General features: G+C 42.5%; 18 protein-coding genes. 7 read left to right on the top strand and 11 right to left on the bottom strand.

All coding sequences use genetic code 11. The features are described 5' to 3' along the window. Positions 1 to 6 precede the first annotated feature (6 nt). Both L1286_RS16350 and L1286_RS16345 read right to left on the bottom strand, forming a co-directional pair. A complete protein-coding gene (locus L1286_RS16350) occupies positions 7 to 345 on the bottom strand; it encodes a P-II family nitrogen regulator (protein WP_063359370.1) in 339 nt (112 codons plus the stop codon). Between the two features lie 131 nt (positions 346 to 476). Further along, the gene (locus tag L1286_RS16345) at positions 477 to 1745 is read right to left on the bottom strand and encodes a response regulator (protein WP_235408114.1); all 1269 of its coding nucleotides are present in this window, start codon (positions 1743 to 1745) and stop codon (positions 477 to 479) included. 247 nt (positions 1746 to 1992) lie between these two features. Here L1286_RS16345 and L1286_RS16340 point away from each other — a divergent pair, with 247 nt between their 5' ends. The 5 genes from L1286_RS16340 to serA all read left to right on the top strand — a co-directional run bounded on the left by L1286_RS16340 (position 1993) and on the right by serA (position 6912). Next, positions 1993 to 3516, top strand: a complete 1524-nt coding sequence (locus L1286_RS16340) for a S10 family peptidase (protein ID WP_235408113.1) — start codon at positions 1993 to 1995, stop codon at positions 3514 to 3516. 225 nt (positions 3517 to 3741) lie between these two features. Next, complete coding sequence (locus L1286_RS16335) at positions 3742 to 4275, top strand: hypothetical protein (protein WP_235408112.1); 534 nt, start codon at positions 3742 to 3744, stop codon at positions 4273 to 4275. Beyond that, entirely contained in the window at positions 4275 to 4919 is a 645-nt protein-coding gene (locus L1286_RS16330; protein ID WP_235408111.1) for a 5-formyltetrahydrofolate cyclo-ligase, read from the top strand. Before L1286_RS16335 ends, L1286_RS16330 begins: the two co-directional genes overlap by 1 nt. A 97-nt stretch (positions 4920 to 5016) precedes the next feature. Continuing rightward, positions 5017 to 5670, top strand: a complete 654-nt coding sequence (gene rpiA / locus L1286_RS16325) for a ribose-5-phosphate isomerase RpiA (protein WP_235408110.1) — start codon at positions 5017 to 5019, stop codon at positions 5668 to 5670. A 12-nt stretch (positions 5671 to 5682) separates the two neighbouring features. Beyond that, entirely contained in the window at positions 5683 to 6912 is a 1230-nt protein-coding gene (gene serA, locus L1286_RS16320; RefSeq protein WP_235408109.1) for a phosphoglycerate dehydrogenase, read from the top strand. A gap of 75 nt (positions 6913 to 6987) precedes the next feature. On the opposite strand, the gene mdh is transcribed toward serA, so the two are convergent. Beyond that, positions 6988 to 7923 (bottom strand): malate dehydrogenase, encoded by a 936-nt coding sequence (mdh, locus tag L1286_RS16315; RefSeq protein ID WP_235408108.1) that lies wholly within the window; start codon positions 7921 to 7923, stop codon positions 6988 to 6990. A gap of 242 nt (positions 7924 to 8165) precedes the next feature. Between mdh and argR the strand changes: the two genes are divergently transcribed. Then, positions 8166 to 8633, top strand: a complete 468-nt coding sequence (gene argR, locus L1286_RS16310) for a transcriptional regulator ArgR (protein WP_235408107.1) — start codon at positions 8166 to 8168, stop codon at positions 8631 to 8633. 3 nt (positions 8634 to 8636) lie between these two features. On the opposite strand, the gene L1286_RS16305 is transcribed toward argR, so the two are convergent. The 5 genes from L1286_RS16305 to L1286_RS16285 form a co-directional block, all read right to left on the bottom strand. Continuing rightward, complete coding sequence (locus L1286_RS16305) at positions 8637 to 9566, bottom strand: Dyp-type peroxidase (RefSeq protein ID WP_235408106.1); 930 nt, start codon at positions 9564 to 9566, stop codon at positions 8637 to 8639. A gap of 24 nt (positions 9567 to 9590) precedes the next feature. After that, positions 9591 to 10622, bottom strand: a complete 1032-nt coding sequence (locus L1286_RS16300; RefSeq protein ID WP_235408105.1) for an ABC transporter ATP-binding protein — start codon at positions 10620 to 10622, stop codon at positions 9591 to 9593. Then, positions 10622 to 12253 carry an ABC transporter permease gene (locus tag L1286_RS16295; protein ID WP_235408104.1) on the bottom strand — a complete coding sequence of 544 codons (1632 nt, stop codon included), beginning with the start codon at positions 12251 to 12253 and terminating at the stop codon, positions 10622 to 10624. The genes L1286_RS16300 and L1286_RS16295 overlap by 1 nt, the downstream gene beginning before the upstream one ends. Continuing rightward, positions 12253 to 13257, bottom strand: a complete 1005-nt coding sequence (locus L1286_RS16290) for a Fe(3+) ABC transporter substrate-binding protein (protein WP_235408103.1) — start codon at positions 13255 to 13257, stop codon at positions 12253 to 12255. Before L1286_RS16290 ends, L1286_RS16295 begins: the two co-directional genes overlap by 1 nt. 712 nt (positions 13258 to 13969) lie before the next feature. Then, on the bottom strand, positions 13970 to 14641 hold the full coding sequence (locus tag L1286_RS16285; protein WP_268832495.1) for a tRNA-uridine aminocarboxypropyltransferase: 672 nt from the start codon (positions 14639 to 14641) through the stop codon (positions 13970 to 13972). A 65-nt stretch (positions 14642 to 14706) separates the two neighbouring features. On the opposite strand from L1286_RS16285, the gene L1286_RS16280 reads away from it, so the two are divergent. Next, entirely contained in the window at positions 14707 to 15246 is a 540-nt protein-coding gene (locus L1286_RS16280; protein ID WP_235408102.1) for a GNAT family N-acetyltransferase, read from the top strand. Between the two features lie 38 nt (positions 15247 to 15284). Here L1286_RS16280 and L1286_RS16275 read toward each other — a convergent pair whose 3' ends face one another. The 3 genes from L1286_RS16275 to folB are packed head-to-tail and all read right to left on the bottom strand — an operon-like array spanning position 15285 to position 16930. Continuing rightward, a complete protein-coding gene (locus tag L1286_RS16275) occupies positions 15285 to 16091 on the bottom strand; it encodes an undecaprenyl-diphosphate phosphatase (protein ID WP_235408101.1) in 807 nt (268 codons plus the stop codon). A gap of 6 nt (positions 16092 to 16097) precedes the next feature. Further along, positions 16098 to 16577 (bottom strand): 2-amino-4-hydroxy-6-hydroxymethyldihydropteridine diphosphokinase, encoded by a 480-nt coding sequence (gene folK, locus L1286_RS16270; RefSeq protein WP_235408100.1) that lies wholly within the window; start codon positions 16575 to 16577, stop codon positions 16098 to 16100. Beyond that, positions 16577 to 16930 (bottom strand): dihydroneopterin aldolase, encoded by a 354-nt coding sequence (gene folB / locus L1286_RS16265; protein ID WP_235408099.1) that lies wholly within the window; start codon positions 16928 to 16930, stop codon positions 16577 to 16579. Before folB ends, folK begins: the two co-directional genes overlap by 1 nt. Positions 16931 to 16945: the final 15 nt, after the last annotated feature.

The raw sequence follows: 16945 nt of genomic DNA, 5'->3' as shown, positions 1-16945 counted from the left end.
ATCCCCTTAAATCGCTTCTTCGTCTAGTTCACCAGTGCGTATCCGCACGATTTGCTCTAGGTCATACACAAATATTTTGCCATCACCTATTTTTCCGGTGTTGGCTGCTTTTGCTAACGTATCGACCACACGTTGACAGTTTTCACTGTGGGTGGCTATTTCCAGCTTGATTTTGGGAATGAAGTCGACTTGATACTCAGCGCCTCGATATAACTCGGTATGTCCTCTTTGTCTGCCAAAGCCTTTGACATCGACCACGGTCATACCTTCTATACCCAGATCCCCAAGAGCTTCTCTTACTTCGTCCAATTTAAATGGTTTGATAATTGCGCTTATCATTTTCATTGTTGGCCTCCAAAGGAGTCTTATTCCTGTTGATGATGGAATAATCAATCCAACGTTTATGCCAAAATAATAAAGCTATATTTTTCAGTCAGGTAAGGAATTTAGAATTTAAAAATGGAGAGGAAGTGCACTTATGTGGTGCACTTTTCAGACGCTTGATTTGATTTGGTGCAGGCCGCCATGGCGCAATTTCTGCCTTGCGCCTTCGCACGATACAGCGCTTGATCTGCATGACGCATGACCTCACTTAACGTGGCGAATTCGCACTTGGCAATGCCAATGCTTAACGTGCAATTAAGCGCCTCGCCTTCAATGTAAAAAATGTTATCTGCAAAGCGGCTTCTAAAGTTGTCGAAAATCGCACGTGCCTCTTCAACACTTTCACCAGGCAACAGAACAGCAAACTCTTCTCCACCAACACGCGACACCAAACAGTCACCAAACGATTGATTAAGCAGTTCTGCAACCTGAGTCAACACGCTGTCACCACCTAAATGCCCATATTTATCATTTATCTCTTTAAACAGATCTAAATCGAGCAATGCCAAACAACTTGCAATCGGACCATTTTTGAGTGATTTGTCCATGTGTTGACAGAAGTATCGGCGGTTATACAGCCCAGTTAAATAATCTCGATGCGCATAATCTTTAATCTCAGCAATTAAGTTAAGCTGCTCCATCGTTTGCATGACGCGACAATGAAACTCTTCATTCATAAAAGGTTTCATTAAAAAATCGTTGGCACCATATTTAATGAACTTAGCCGACAACCCGTGTGTACCGGCCCCAGACAATCCGACAATGGCTAAATCATCACGTCCTCTAAAATTGCGCACAGCCTTAACCAACTCAAAGCCATCCATTGTCGGCATGGCGTAATCCGTTAGCAGTAGCTTAATATCATGGTCTGATTTAAGCATAGTAAGTGCTTGCTCACCATCTTGTGCTTCAAATACAGTAAACAATTGTTTTTCTAGCATTTGGCGCATTACAGCACGGCTTATCATAGAATCGTCAGCGATCAGTGCTTTACACCCCTGATTACGCAATAGTCTCGACACCAATTTAATAGCGTATAAATAAGAGTCTCGATTGTCTTTTATGACATAATCAACAACGCCCATCTCAAGCATTTGCTGCCGACTGTATTCATCAATTTTAGATGTCAGCACCACTGTTGGCACATTGTGACTTAAGGTCAATTGAACAACTTCAGCATCCATGGCGTCAGGTAAAGTAAGATCAACCAAGGCTAAAGTGTAACGGTTGCTTTTAAGTAGCGCCTTACTTTCCTTGAGAGACCAAGCAAAATCTAATTCTACGTTTAAGTGTTGTGATGCCAAGTGACGTAGGATCTGTTGAACGACCCGACTATCCTCGACAATTAATACTCTTTGCATGGAAAAAATCTCTAATGACTACAACTGGAGAAGCAGCTAAACAAGAATTTAACAGAGCTAAATACTTTCATACTACAGACATAAGGATGAAATATACTCGAATTTTATGACAAAAAAAACAAGCAGTGGCCTTAAATCGTGAACAAATTGTAATGAACTGCAAATATTGCGGTTTAGTCTCATTAACTTTGAAAAACGCCGCAGAAAAGCCTTAAATAAACCCTTAAAAAGAACATTAAGGACTCGCATGAAGGCTGTACCCAAAATATTATCAGGTTTATTGCTCATTTGCATCAGCGCGACAAGTGATGCAAATAGCCTCAAACCCGAAAAACTAAGCTTTGAGATAGACCACTCTGTCGTTACAAAGCACAAAGCAACCATTAACGGTGAACGTTTAAATTACACCGTCACAACGGGTATGCAGCCTTTATGGGACAGTCAGGGAAACCCAACAGCCTCTCTGCATTACACCTATTATAAAAAAGATAAAGTAAAAGATGTTGCGCAAAGGCCTCTTTTGATTTCATTTAATGGTGGCCCTGGCTCAGCGTCTGTCTGGATGCATATTGCATATACTGGCCCGCGTGTATTGAAAATAGATGATGAAGGGCACCCTATCCAGCCATACGGTTTAAAAGACAACCCATACTCTGTACTCGATACCACTGACATTGTATTTGTAAACCCTGTCAATACGGGTTATTCACGAGTATTGCCAGCTCAAGATGGAAAAATGCCCAGTAAAAAAAGCCAGCAGAAAAGCTTCTTTGGCGTAAATGCTGATATCAAATACTTAGCTTCATGGCTCAATACATTTATTAATCGTAATGGCCGAGCGTTGTCTCCAAAGTTTTTAATTGGAGAAAGTTACGGCACAACCCGTGTGGCCGGTTTAGCTCATGAGCTCCAAAACAATCAGTGGATGTACCTTAACGGCGTCGTACTTGTGTCACCAACAGATATCGGCATCAAGCGCGAAGGCCCAGTGAAGGTCGCAAATAGATTGCCCTACTTCGCGGCCACAGCTTGGTATCACAAAGCCCTAAGCAAAGAATTGCAAAGTAAAGATCTCCTAGATGTACTTGAAGAGGTGGAGCAGTACACCCTCGATAAGTACTTACCAGCACTCGCTAAAGGCGCCATGATTAGCGAAGAGGAAAAGCAGTCCACGATCAAACAGGTTGCCAAATATAGTGGCCTTTCTGAAAAGTTTGTTGCGCAAAACAACTTGGATATTCCGACATCAGCATTTTGGAAAGAGCTATTACGCGACCAAGCGCTCACATTAGGTCGACTAGACTCACGCTACCTTGGCATTGATAAACGTGTAGCAGGAGAACGCCCTGACTATTGGCCGGAATTAACATCATGGCTTCACTCATTTACACCAGCGATTAATCATTACTTTAGACAAGAACTAAACTATAAAACCGATATTAAATACAATATGTTTGGTCCCGTTCGCCCTTGGGACAGGACCAATAATGACGTTGGTGAACAGCTGCGTTTAGCCATGGCGCAAAACCCCTACCTTCACGTCATGGTGCAGTCTGGCTACTATGACGGTGCAACCAATTACTTTGACGGTAAGTACAACCTTTGGCATTTGGACCCAAGCGGTAAAATGAAGAAGCGACTGAGCTTTAAAGGGTACCGCTCTGGACACATGATGTACTTACGCCATGAAGACCTCAAACTATCAAATGATGACTTGAGAAAGTTTATTAAGGCAGCGCTACCTGCACCAGGTACTTCCGCCAAGTACTAATCAACTTAGTTCCAACCACATAGAGCCAGACAACCCCGAGTCTGGCTTTATTATTTCCCGTCCAACCACTCGCGCTTTCGTCGCTGTCCATTATTTGTCATGGCACATGATTTTAGTCACATTGAATTCCTTCTCAATCACTGAGTGCGTTGCACCTAGATTTATTCAACGCTTATGCTGATTTTTTGGGTATACTCAACATATTAGAATAGACAAGGGATCAATATGAGTGAGCAATATCGTGTGACCTTCGTTGGTTTTGATGCCGACACTGACGGACAAAACGCCATTGAGAGGCTGGCAACTAAATTGGGAGTGTCACAGCAAAAAGTCGAAGCCTTTACTCAGGGAAAAGCACTTTTCGGCAATACAGACAAAAGCAAGTGCCTAAAGCAAGCAAAGTTGCTCGCGATTTATGGTTTTCAAAGCAAAATCCAAGAAGTGCAATCTGCACCCAGTAATATGAATAATGCCGCCAATGAGCGTGTGTTTGAAGCGCTAGACTACATTACTAGTAGCTTGATCCGAATCGAAGAAAAGCTAGATGAACTTGAACAACGTATCGATGGACAAGAAAAAGGGGATGGCGAAAAAGAAGATGAGCAATGGCAAAATGACGACCTATTCGACGAGCTAGACCTAGACACAGAGCCTAAACCAAAGTCGAAGAAATTATTGTACGTCTTGCTGTCAATCTTATTCGTGCTTCTGATTTTACTCGGTTTCAGCCTTGCGTTTCCGGAGATGGTCCAGTTCTAATGGAGAAAAATTCATATTCTAAATCAAATAAAGCTCATATTAGGAAAGAAATTCGCGTAAAAGTTAGAAAATGTAGAAAAGAGCTAGATGAAAATTTCCAAACACAAGCAGAATTAGAACTCTGCATTAATTTTATTCAACATACAAACCTCGGTAAAAAGGCGGCAATTGGCCTTTATTTACCCAATGACGGGGAAGTTAGAACAAACCTTTTAATTCAATCACTTTGGGATAAAAAACACAAGGTTTACCTACCTGTAATCCACCCATTCAGCGGCACTCATTTACTCTTTCAAAAGTATGAAAAAAACTCAACCATGAGAGAGAATCGCTATGCTATCTTAGAACCACAATTAAATTGCAGTGAAATTTGCCCAATTTCGCAACTCGACTTCTTGTTAATGCCTTTGGTTGCATTTGACGGAAAAGGCAATCGATTAGGAATGGGCGGTGGTTACTATGACAGAACATTAGCGGCTTACTACGCACAAGGGTGGTCAAAACCACAATTGATTGGGCTTGCTCATGACTGCCAAAAGGTAGATCAACTTCCCATAGAAGCATGGGACGTTCCATTGCCAACGATTTTAACGCCAACATGCTTATATCAATGGCCGAGCAATGATGCCAGCGCAGAGATATAAGTGAAAAATAGTACGCTCGTTAACCTATATTGGCATGCAATTTAAGTGTTTAAGCGTATAATCCCAATTTAATGAAATACAACAAAGTGATTACGTTATGACACAAGATGAAATGAAAAAAGCGGCGGCTTGGGCAGCTCTTGAGCATGTTAAAGAAAATACCATTGTAGGCGTGGGTACAGGCTCAACCGTTAATCATTTTATAGACGCACTCGGTAGCATTAAAGATGACATTAAAGGTGCGGTATCTAGTTCGGAGGCTTCTACTGAAAAGCTTAAAGCACTGGGTATTGAAGTCTATGAATTAAATGATGTTGCACAGCTCGATATCTATATAGATGGTGCGGATGAAATCAATTCGCAAGGGCACATGATCAAAGGCGGTGGTGCAGCACTAACACGCGAGAAAATCGTTGCGGCAGTGGCAGACAAGTTTATTTGCATCGTTGATGAAAGCAAGCATGTTGACACACTGGGGACTTTCCCTCTCCCTGTAGAAGTGATCCCGATGGCTCGCAGCTACGTCGCACGTGAGTTGCTAAAGCTAGGTGGTGACCCTGTCTATAGACAAGGTGTCATTACAGACAATGGTAACGTGATATTAGATGTACATGGGCTCAGCATTACAGACCCAGAAGCACTTGAAGAAAAAATAAATCAAATCGTAGGTGTTGTTACTAACGGGCTATTTGCTCACCGCGGTGCCAACACTGTTATTACTGGGACTCCGCAAGGTCCACAAACTAGGTAACAGGAATGAGTCATGAGTAAGGTATCTTTGTCAAAAGATAAAATTAGGATTTTATTGTTAGAGGGCGTACACCAAAGCGCCGTTGAAACGCTAAAGCGCAATGGGTATAGCAATATTGAGTACCTCAAGACATCGCTACCTGAAAGTGAATTAATCGAACGGATCCGCCAAGTCCATTTCATCGGGATCCGTTCTCGCACTCATTTGTCTGAAAACGTGCTCAATGCGGCTGAGAAACTGGTCGCGGTTGGTTGTTTTTGTATTGGTACCAACCAAGTAGATTTAGACGCAGCAAAACGCAAAGGCATTGCCGTATTTAACGCGCCGTTCTCAAACACACGCTCTGTTGCGGAGCTCGTACTTGGGGAGATTTTACTCCTTCTTAGAGGGATCCCTAAGCGCAACGCAATGGCGCACCGAGGGCAATGGCATAAGTCAGCCATTGGTTCTTATGAGGCGAGGGGAAAAACACTCGGGATCATAGGGTATGGCCACATAGGCACCCAACTCGGTATTATGGCAGAAAACATCGGGATGAAAGTCGAGTTTTATGATATCGAAGATAAGTTGACTCTCGGAAATGCGCAGCAAGTTCAAAACCTTACGCAACTATTGCAACGTGCCGATGTGATCAGCTTACATGTTCCGGAAACTCCGCAAACCAAAAACTTGATTGGCATGGCCGAAATTGAAGTGATGAAGCAAGGCGCTATCTTAATTAATGCGTCAAGAGGCACCGTTGTCGATATTGATGCACTTGCTGAAGCCTTACAGCATGAGAAACTTGCGGGTGCTGCCATTGATGTGTTCCCAGTTGAGCCCAAATCAAATGATGAAGAATTTGTGTCTCCATTGAGAGAGTTTGATAATGTCATTCTTACACCACATGTGGGTGGTTCAACACAAGAAGCACAAGAAAACATTGGGATAGAAGTCGCAGGTAAACTTACGAAGTATTCAGATAATGGCTCTACCGTCACTGCGGTCAACTTCCCAGAAGTCTCATTACCAGAGCTATCAAATCGTAGCCGTCTACTCCACGTGCACGAAAATAGGCCGGGTGTGCTGACGCAAATTAACCAAGCATTTGCTCAGCACGGTATCAATATTGCGGCCCAATACCTACAGACAGATGACAGCATTGGTTATGTTGTTATCGACGTCGACAGCGATCACTCAGAAGTCGCTTTGAAAGAATTAAGCGCAGTAGAAGGCACAATTAGAGCAAGAATTTTGCACTAGCATATACGTTCAAGTGCCACTATAAAAAAAGCAGCCTATTGGCTGCTTTTTTTATCTCAGAATTTCATTCTGGCATTAAGCCATGAAATCAACACCTTCTTTGATGTCTTTTTCTAGTGTCGCAAGCATGTCGTCTTTTGCTTTTTGCTCAAATGCGCTCAACTCACCATATGGTAATAGCTCTTCAACGCCGTTTTTACCTAGACGGATAGGCTGTGCAAAGAACTCAGCGTCGCCAGTGTTACCTTCAACGTAAGCGTACTCAAAGACATTCTCTTCACCTTGAAGACCTTTCACTAGTGAGAAGCAGAAACGTGCTGCAGCTGCACCCATTGAAAGTGTCGCTGAACCGCCACCCGCTTTCGCTTCAACAACTTCTGTACCTGCGTTTTGGATGCGCTTAGTTAGAGAAGCTACTTCTTCGTCAGTAAACTCTACACCTTCTACTTGTGAAAGTAATGGTAGGATAGTTGTACCAGAGTGACCACCGATAACTGGTACTTTCACTTCTGAAACATCAAGACCTTTCAGTTCAGCGATGAACGTTTCAGCGCGGATAACGTCAAGTGTTGTTACACCGAATACGCGAGCAGCGTCATAAGTACCCGCTTTTTTGAATACTTCGCGAACGATTGGAACAGTGCCGTTTACAGGGTTTGTGATGATACCAACAAACGCTTTAGGACAGTTTTTAACGATACCTTCAGCTAGAGTTCTAACAATGCTTGCATTCACATTGAATAGATCTGCACGGTCCATGCCAGGCTTACGTGGCATGCCAGCAGGGATTAATACGATATCAGCGCCAGCTAGTGCAGGATCTAAATCGTCTTTACCGTAACCCGATACTGCAACGGCAGTTGGGATGTGAGAAAGATCAACTGCAACACCAGGAACAACAGGTGCAACATCGTATAGTGCTAGCTCAGAGCCCGCAGGTAGACCGTTTTTAAGCAAAAGTGATAACGCTTGACCGATACCACCAGCGGCACCTAATACAGCAACTTTCATTATAATTCTCCATATATTGAAGGTAGGAATTTTGTGTGCTGTAAAGATAATGAAAAGCGCGAGTAAAGACAAATTTATCCGCGTTATTTTCGAGATTTTTTCGACTATAGTTGTAAACAACAGGAAACTGTTCAGCAAAATGGCTTTACGGTAGCGCATGAAAATTACTCTGGCGTGAAAATTTGGGTAAAGGGGTCGATTTGTGTAAAATCGGGTTATCGAACTAGACAGAAGAGATGTATATGCAAGTGCAAGAGAAACAAGAAGCTTTAGTAAGGGCCTTCAAAGCCTTATTAAGAGAGGAGAATTTTGGGTCTCAAGGCGAAATCGTTGATGCACTCAAAGAGCAAGGCTTCGATAATATAAGCCAAAGTAAAGTTTCGCGCATGCTAAGTAAGTTTGGTGCCGTACGTACACGAAATGCCAAGCAGGAAATGGTATACTGCCTTCCAGCAGAAATGGGAGTGCCTACAGCAAAAAGCCCACTTCGTCAGCTTGTCATTGATATCATGCATAATGAGATGATGATTATTATCCGTACTAGCCCGGGAGCAGCTCAACTTATTGCTCGGTTATTGGATTCATTGGGCAGTGCCGATGGTGTACTGGGTACGATCGCAGGTGATGACACAATTTTTATCGCACCAGCTCAAATTTCAGAAATTGACGCTACGCTCGAGAAAGTTAAGACTTTGTTTGACAATGTATAAGCCCTAGCTTTCTTCCATGCTTTGCGCCATCTGACTTAAAAACTGCAAGGATGGCGCGAAAAATGCCGCGCCCATATCCGCTTCTGAATAGTCTAGCAGCGGATCATAACATTCTTGACCCGACAGTAAACCGAAGCGACTCATCAATACCGTTTCAAACGCATTACCATGTGCAGAGCAACTTAAGCTAATACTCCCCTGCTCAAAGACATCTCCAAAAGGCATACTTTGATCGAGCAACAAAACCATGCCATTTGCGTCCTTAAGTTCGATTCTACTTGCATGACTAAAAGCAGCTTTCGGCTCTATCAAGACATTATCTAAACGAGTCCGGCCCATCAATGCTTCTTGTTCTTCTATTGGAAGTTGTTGCCAGCGCGCTAAGTCAAACTTCACCCGTTGGATATGGATGTAACTTCCCTGGTGATCGAGTCCATCCGGGTTATCCACAAGTGCAACTTGGCGCTTAAATCGACCATGTGGGGTTTCACTGCCATATATAAAACCGTTGAAGTTTCTTCCATCCAAAAAACGAAAGCCACGTACGTGCGCCACCAGTTCTACACTGCCTGCCAACATATGAATTACACTCTGCGCAAATAGATGATTGACATCCTCTCTGTCTGAACGGATGACATACAACAGGTCAAATGGCTGACTGTGAATTAAGTGCTCTGAGGACCTTATGTGTGGAAAGCTTGTTAACTCTGGCGGTATATATTCGGGGTAAATATGTGGCCAGTACTGTGCGCCAATCGCCACAAAACTGCTTAACATAGATTCAGAAAAACGATCGCTCAATTCATCTTGAAGCCGACCTACCTGTGCCAAGGCAATCCGAACAGCTTCATCTTGCCCTTCAAGTACGTTAAAGAACAAGTGTAAACCATGCAAATTTGCTTCTGCACAAACTCCAGATTGCGGCTGGGCCATCGCCTTTCCCTATTATTATCGTCTCTAAGAAAAGAAATTTACCGCATGAGGCTTAATTTTTAAAGAGATAGGTTTAGACAAATCCAGTGGATTATCTGCGGGCTTTGCGATTTCGAGGTGTTGTCCCTGTAACTCTACCGCATACAGGTACTCCGTACCGACAAAACGCTCTTGATTTACCTTAATTTCACCTGAGTCAGCATTGAACAGCTCAATATTACTCGGTCTAACAAAGATTTTACCATGTGTGTCAGATAAAGACTGCTGAGTGAGTGAGCTCACTAAACCAAACTTCGTTTGAAAGCAGTCATTACCTGACGGCATTGCGTCTAAGTAAATCCCCTGTCCTAGAAACTCCGCGACAACTTTATTCTTTGGCGTTTGAAATAGCTCGGTTGGGCAACCTAGCTGTGCGATTTTACCTTGGTGCATAATGGCTAATCGATCAGAAAATGCAAACGCTTCGTCCTTAGAGTGGCTCACAAAAATGGCGGACACTTTTTGATCTTTGATAATCGTGCGAATATCGCTGATCAATTGAAAGCGGACCTGAGCATCAATGTTCGAAAACGGTTCGTCCAATAATAATAGGTTCGGTTTATATGCCAGAGCTCTCGCAATCGCAACCCGTTGCTGTTGACCGCCTGAAAGCTCATGTGGATAGCGACTTGAGAATTCATTTAAGTGGACTAACTCCAACATTTCGTCAACACGTTTTTGTTTTTCAGCTCGACTCAATTTACTCAAACCAAACGCCACATTTTGAGACACGGTCAAGTGGGGGAATAATGCATAATCTTGAAACATCATACCCACATTTCTATTTTGTGGTGGTACAAAGTGCCCCTTTTCATTGACACATTTGTGGCCAATATGGATGGTGCCACTTTGAGGCTTTAGCAGACCTGCAATTGCCTTGAGCGTCGTTGTTTTACCACAACCACTCGAGCCAAGGAGACAAACGATTTCATTCTCTTTAACGTGCAAGTCAAGGTTGTCAATTACAGCATGACCGTCATAGCTATACTGCAGGGATTCAATAGATAAGCTGTACATTATTTTTGTTGCTCCATTGAGCGATTTACTAAATACAGTGGGATTAACCCAACCAACACGATAAATAGCGCCGAGATCGACGCAAGCTCAAGCTGCTCATCACTCACAAATTGGAAAACATGCGTCGCCAGCGTTTCAAAGTTAAATGGACGCAACAACAGCGCCGCGGGTAACTCTTTCATACACTCAATAAAAACCAATAAGCCCGCAGTCAATATACCCCGTTTAAGTAATGGGACATGCACGCGACCCAGCGTTTGGAAATTATTTTTACCCAAAGAAGCACTGGCCATATCTATACTTGGACTTATTCTTACAAAGCTGGCTTCCACTGCACCATGTGCAATTGCATAAAACCGCACCACATAGGCAAACACCATTGCAAATATCGTCCCACTGAGTAGCAACCCAGGTTCAAAGCTGGTGTCACTGAACCATCGGTTGAGATAGTCATCGAGTAAAGTCAAAGGTAGCAACACGGCTATTGCTAAAACAGTACCGGGTAAGGCGTATCCCATACTGGCAACTTTGCCAGGCACACTTTTTGATTTTTGTTCGCCGATCCGTTGATAAAATACAACTAAAATACTGAATAAAATAGCAATAACACTGACATAAAAACTAATTTTTAAACTCTGCCAAGCATAAGTAAAAAATGCATCATTCCAAGCTTGGTCAAAATAGTCGATGGCGTAACTAAATAAAATACCCACAGGGATAAAAAATGCGACGATTAATATCACACAACAAAATAGTGTCGCCAGCCAACCTACTTTGCCACTTAACTCATATAAACAAGTATCATTGACTGAGCTTTGACGCTCATGCACAACCTGATTTCTGCGGCTCATTTTTTCCAACGTCAGTGCTACAAATAAAAACAGCAGCATAATGCCAGATATTTTAGCTGCCGCCGTCAATGAGTAATAGCCTAACCATGTATCATATACCGCAGTAGTTAACGTACTGACAGCAAAGTAATGAACGGTTGCGAAATCAGCCATGGTTTCCATGCTTATTAGTGCTAGAGCTGCCACTATCGCACCTCGAGATAACGGCAAACTTACTTTCAAAAAGCTTTGAAAAGGCGTTAACCCCATTAACTGGCTTGCTTGAACCAATTTAAATGACTGTTCACGTAATGCTGTTTTGAAGATTAAATAGAGATAAGGATAAAGCACCAACGCTATCATTACGATTGCGCCTGGCAAAGTACGAATATCAAAAAACCAGTAATCGTCAGGGCTAGTCCAATTAAACCACGCTCTTAACTTAATTTGTACAGGGCCGGCATAATCCAATAAATCCGTGTAGACGTAGGCAATAATATAGGTCGGCATCGCCAATGGCAGCATCAGAGCCCATTCAAACACCCGCTTTCCGGGGAATTGACAATAAGCGGTGAGCCAACCGAGAGGCAGCGCAATCAAAGCACTCAAAAGTAACACGCCAACAATTAACCAAACCGTGTTACTAATATAATCCCAAAGAACGGTATTCCAGAGGTGGGAAAACACTTCTGACTCTCCTTGCAGAGACTCAAAAATCAGAAATGCGAGCGGGGTAGATAGGCATACACCTATCACCCACGCAGTTAGCTGCCAATTCGACAGATTAGTTTTTAGTTGCATTAAAGGTCAAATTTTACCTCATCAATTAGCTTTAACGCTAATGGACGGTATTTACTTATCTCAGCAAGTGGCAAGCTGTCTTCCTTAAACGCTCCCCAAGAAGCTACCATTTTCGATAATTCGACGCCCGGCTTAACTGGGTACTCCATATTCGTCGATGCATACATATTCTGAGCCTTATTGTCCGTCATAAACTCTATGAGTTTCAAGGCATTTTCTTTATTTTTTGCATACTTCGTTAATACGACACCAGAAACATTTAGGTGAGAACCTCGGTTCTTTTGATTCGGGAAATTAATGTACACGGACTCCGCCCATGACTTTTGTTTCGCATCCGTCATCATCTTGCCAAAGTAATAGCTGTTGCCCAAAGCAACATCACACAAGCCTTCTTTAACCGCTTTGACTTGTGCACGGTCATTACCCTGCGGTTTACGCGCCAAGTTATTTTTAACACCTACCAACCATTCTTTAGTTTCAGCTTCACCATGGTGTGCAATCATTGATGCCACCAACCCTAGGTTGTAAGGGTGCTTCCCCGAACGTGTACAGATTTTACCTCTATACTTAGGATCAGCCAGCTCTTCGTAGCTCAGGGAATCCAGTTTGCCCAAGCGAGATTTTGATGAGTACACATTACGCACACGTTTGGTAAGTGCTACCCATTGACCTTCTGGATCTCTAAACGCGGCAGGTATATTATTTGCAACAGTTTTACTATCGATTTTTTGTGTTAGTCCTAAATCTTCTAACTGAATCATCGCACTGAAATTGGAAGTAAGAACCAAATCTGCTCTAGAGTGTTTGCCCTCTCTTTTTACACGTTCAATTAACCCTTTCTTAGCGAAAACCACTTTGGTTTTTATGCCTGTTTGCTTTGTAAAGTCATCCAAAATAGGTTGAATTAAAAATGGCTGACGGAAAGAATAGATATTTACTTCATCTGCTGCTAACGCGGGTAAACAAGTCACAGCGGTCAATAACGTGACAATAGCTCGTTTCATGAGTGCTCCAAATCCAAACAATTATTATTATCAAGTAATTCTAACGCGATTATAAACAAATTACAGCCCACTAATTGGCGGGTCGTTACCATTATTGTCGCTTTCAGACAATTTTCTTGTGCGAAATATCTCACTCTGCTAGTGGATATCTATGAAGATGGTGCTAACTTTATCGCCTATATCACAGGAACCCTTTGTTATTTAATCATTTTTAATATCAAGTTAGAACATAGTCTGTTTTCTATGAACCGCAACTTAATGTTTAAAGTTTATGTCTGGGCTTATACTTTACTTGTCTCTTAGGGGAGAGGCAAAGCAGGGAAAATGGATGTGATTGGCGAAACAAGGAACTAGGTCCCCACATGGAGTATGGAACTTGGATTATGATGTGTTTGCAGGACGCGGACATTAAAGTAAGGAAGTTGATATACAGGAAGTAAGGATGTTAGGGATTTAGGACGGGTTACGGATTACCTACGTAAGGAAGAACGCAGCGGATATAGGCAAATGGAAACGCCTAGGCGATAAGGGACGGGGTTAGGAAAACCCAAGTGGACATATGCAGGAAGCATGTGAGTACGCAGAACCAAAACACTAAGCGTGCTGTATGGAAATGTGTAAGGAGTTGATCAAATCAACATAGCAGGATGCTATTTAGAAGATTCCGTCAAGCGCGGCTCGAAAGAGTCGCGCTATCTTCACTGCTAACGCGCTAGTCGTTGAGTTTACTTCTTTTCCCTTTAAGATATGCATCACGAAAATCAATAAAGTGCTGGGTCAAAAATTCAGCAGCTTGCATTTCGCCATTTTCGGCAAGAACGACACATGCGACCTCAGCTGTACCTAACTGGTGCTCATGTGGCGCAACACGAAGTTTATAATTGGATAGGCTTTGCGGCGAAACAGATAAAACCGGTAACGAGTCAAGATAAGGACTCTTTCTGAACATTTTTTTTGCTTCACGCCAAGTACCATCCAAGAAAATGTATAACGGTCGTTTACCCACTTCTCGAGATACGCTTTTAATAACTCGCTGTGGTTCTACATTTTCCTCAGGAAAAACGATGATAGGTTGATAAGCCTCATTAGTAATGAGTGCTAGCAATGCCTCATCAGGCTCTGTTCTATCCCATCGAAAAGCATAATTATCAGGTACTATATCCGCAATTAAACGCCCGGTGTTAGATGGCTTAAAGCTTTCATTGTGATACATTAATAAGCATACTGCACTCTCACAGTCCGCTTGTTTCACACCGGCACAGATACATAACGGCTCTGCCAATAAGCAGGCTTCACAACGGGTGAGTTTGGACCCTCGCGCTTTAAACGCTCTTTTAGAGTCGGCAATTTGCTGTGTTCGTAGAGCCAATACAGAATTGCTCAAAATAACCTCCGATAATAAACGACAGGCTATTGTACCAAGTCTTACTATAAAAGGATAAATTGAATATGATGAAAATCAGCGCCTCTTCTCGGCTTACCTATCGATTACTCACTGCACAAGACCGAGATTTACTGTTTGCCTTGGACCAAGACCCAGAAGTCATGCGCTATATTAATGGTGGTAAGCCGAATACACTGGCCGATATTGACGATATTTTCGTACCTAGATTAGAGCAATTTACAAATACGCAAAAAGGATGGGGGTTATGGGGGTGTTTTTTAGCGCCTCAAAAAATCTTTATTGGCTGGATCTTAGTGCGTCCTATGCATTTTTTTACGATAAATAGAGCAGATAATAACTTGGAAATAGGTTGGCGATTTATGCAGTCACATTGGGGTCAAGGTTTTGCATCAGAAGCCGCACAACAAGTTTGTACAGCGCTCATCGAAAATCAAGCATGTACGACACTCACAGCAATTGCATTACCTGATAATTTAGGCTCAATTAAGATTATGGAAAAAATCGGGCTTGTATACAAAGAAACTAAACAGCACCAAGATCCACTTGGTGATGCAGAAGTTGTTGTTTATCAAAAGCAGCTATAGGGGTTCCGTGCGGGAGTAAATAAACTCCCGCGGCGCAACTAAGACATCGAGAGAAAAATGACTAAAAACCCACCCAGTGCGAGACGGTATATGACAAACGGCAGCATACCCATTTTTTCGATTACTTTTAGGAAAAGGTGGATACAGGCATAAGCGGCAAAAAATGACAATACTGCACCCGTGACAATATCCACGGCATTAAACGCTGTGCCTTCCGAAAGCAACTTGTAAGTTAAATAACTCCCCGCCGCCGCTATCACTGGAATTGACATTAAAAATGAAAATCTCGCTGCGCTTTGCTTATTTAGCCCCATCATCAAACCTACCGTCATGGTAATACCAGAGCGAGATGTGCCTGGTAAAATCATCGCGATGACTTGAGACAACCCAATACACAAAGCCATCACCCAGTTCACTTGATAAATGGTCTTTATTTGTTTGGCTGTTTTATCTGCGTACCATAATAGGAGGCCAAATCCGATTGTCGTACCCGCGATAATCCATGCATTTCGCGAGTATTCTTCGACGAAATCTTTCGCGAAATAACCAATTATCAATGAAGGTAATGTTGCCAACAAGATGAACCATCCAAGCTTACTATCTTCGGTTGTTCCTTGACTGCCAAAAGATTTAAACCAAGCAGTTAGAATTTCTGACACTTCTTTACGGAAATAAATGACCACAGCAAATAATGTCCCGACATGCACTGCAACATCAAAGGCCAATCCCTGATCTTGCCAACCTAACACCTGAGAGGGAAGAATTAAATGCGCAGAACTGGAGATGGGAAGGAACTCGGTCAGCCCCTGAATTAAGGCCAATACAATTATTTCAATGATGCTCATTTTCTATTACAGCTCCACTTTCCATAGTTTCTGAGAAGGGTTGTGATAATTTTGCCAAATGACTTGTATTGTCTCACCAACGGTTGGGTGTTGCACCTCTGCTGCAACTTCAGATAGCGGCAATAAGACAAAAGCATTTTTAGTAATTTCATCACGGGGAAGTTGCGCAGGGTGTTCGCAGATCAAACCGTCGTACATCAGTAAATCAAGATCCAAAGTTCTTGGGCTGAACTTTTTATCACCACGAGTACGCCCGTTATCCTGCTCAATCTTCTTTAGTATCTGGCACACCTGTTCAACACTTAAAGTGGTTGTCGCAGCAAATACTGAATTGAAAAAATTTCTCCCACTGAATCCAACGGGCTCGCTTTCATACACATTCGAATGTCTATAGTCAGGAAAATGGTCAATTAAAGCCTTTAATCCATTTTGGAAATATCGCTCTCTTTCTATATTAGAGCCAATACTGATGTAAATTTCTGCCATTAGTTTTTAGTCCGAAGTATCTCAATACCCACTGTTTGGGCCTGCGCGACTGCGGCGGGTTTGCTTACTTTTATTTTCACATCACTGACTGAGAACTCGTTGAGAATCATGTTAGCCAATCGCTCTAATAGCGTCTCCAGCAATTCAACTTGAATAGACGTAGAGAGTTCAATGATACGTTCACTGACTTTTGCATAATCAACAGTCAAATTGATGTCATCCGTCTTAGCAGCTTGGGCAATATCCGTAGACATTTCAATATCAAAATAAAGGCTTTGTTTACTTTCTTTCTCAAAGTCGTAAACTCCTATTATGGTCTCGACGTGCAATTGCGAGATATAGACCTTGTCCATGTATACTCCTAGCAT

Origin of the sequence: Pseudoalteromonas sp. SMS1, assembly GCF_021530565.1 — a bacterium.
Lineage (GTDB): Bacteria > Pseudomonadota > Gammaproteobacteria > Enterobacterales > Alteromonadaceae > Pseudoalteromonas.
The sequence above is the reverse complement of the archived record's forward strand: the minus strand, read 5'-3'. Positions and strand labels throughout refer to the sequence as shown.

Excerpts from the sequence above, each read along its gene's own strand:
- L1286_RS16330 (WP_235408111.1), top strand. The coding sequence starts at position 4,275 with ATGGAGAAAAATTCATATTCTAAATCAAATAAAGCTCATATTAGGAAA.
- serA (WP_235408109.1), top strand. The coding sequence starts at position 5,683 with ATGAGTAAGGTATCTTTGTCAAAAGATAAAATTAGGATTTTATTGTTA.
- L1286_RS16300 (WP_235408105.1), bottom strand. The coding sequence starts at position 10,622 with ATGTACAGCTTATCTATTGAATCCCTGCAGTATAGCTATGACGGTCAT.
- L1286_RS16305 (WP_235408106.1), bottom strand. The coding sequence starts at position 9,566 with ATGGCCCAGCCGCAATCTGGAGTTTGTGCAGAAGCAAATTTGCATGGT.
- L1286_RS16295 (WP_235408104.1), bottom strand. The coding sequence starts at position 12,253 with ATGCAACTAAAAACTAATCTGTCGAATTGGCAGCTAACTGCGTGGGTG.
- folK (WP_235408100.1), bottom strand. The coding sequence starts at position 16,577 with ATGGCAGAAATTTACATCAGTATTGGCTCTAATATAGAAAGAGAGCGA.
- L1286_RS16340 (WP_235408113.1), top strand. The coding sequence starts at position 1,993 with ATGAAGGCTGTACCCAAAATATTATCAGGTTTATTGCTCATTTGCATC.
- mdh (WP_235408108.1), bottom strand. The coding sequence starts at position 7,923 with ATGAAAGTTGCTGTATTAGGTGCCGCTGGTGGTATCGGTCAAGCGTTA.
- L1286_RS16275 (WP_235408101.1), bottom strand. The coding sequence starts at position 16,091 with ATGAGCATCATTGAAATAATTGTATTGGCCTTAATTCAGGGGCTGACC.
- L1286_RS16350 (WP_063359370.1), bottom strand. The coding sequence starts at position 345 with ATGAAAATGATAAGCGCAATTATCAAACCATTTAAATTGGACGAAGTA.
- folB (WP_235408099.1), bottom strand. The coding sequence starts at position 16,930 with ATGGACAAGGTCTATATCTCGCAATTGCACGTCGAGACCATAATAGGA.
- L1286_RS16290 (WP_235408103.1), bottom strand. The coding sequence starts at position 13,257 with ATGAAACGAGCTATTGTCACGTTATTGACCGCTGTGACTTGTTTACCC.
- L1286_RS16345 (WP_235408114.1), bottom strand. The coding sequence starts at position 1,745 with ATGCAAAGAGTATTAATTGTCGAGGATAGTCGGGTCGTTCAACAGATC.
- L1286_RS16335 (WP_235408112.1), top strand. The coding sequence starts at position 3,742 with ATGAGTGAGCAATATCGTGTGACCTTCGTTGGTTTTGATGCCGACACT.
- L1286_RS16280 (WP_235408102.1), top strand. The coding sequence starts at position 14,707 with ATGATGAAAATCAGCGCCTCTTCTCGGCTTACCTATCGATTACTCACT.
- argR (WP_235408107.1), top strand. The coding sequence starts at position 8,166 with ATGCAAGTGCAAGAGAAACAAGAAGCTTTAGTAAGGGCCTTCAAAGCC.
- rpiA (WP_235408110.1), top strand. The coding sequence starts at position 5,017 with ATGACACAAGATGAAATGAAAAAAGCGGCGGCTTGGGCAGCTCTTGAG.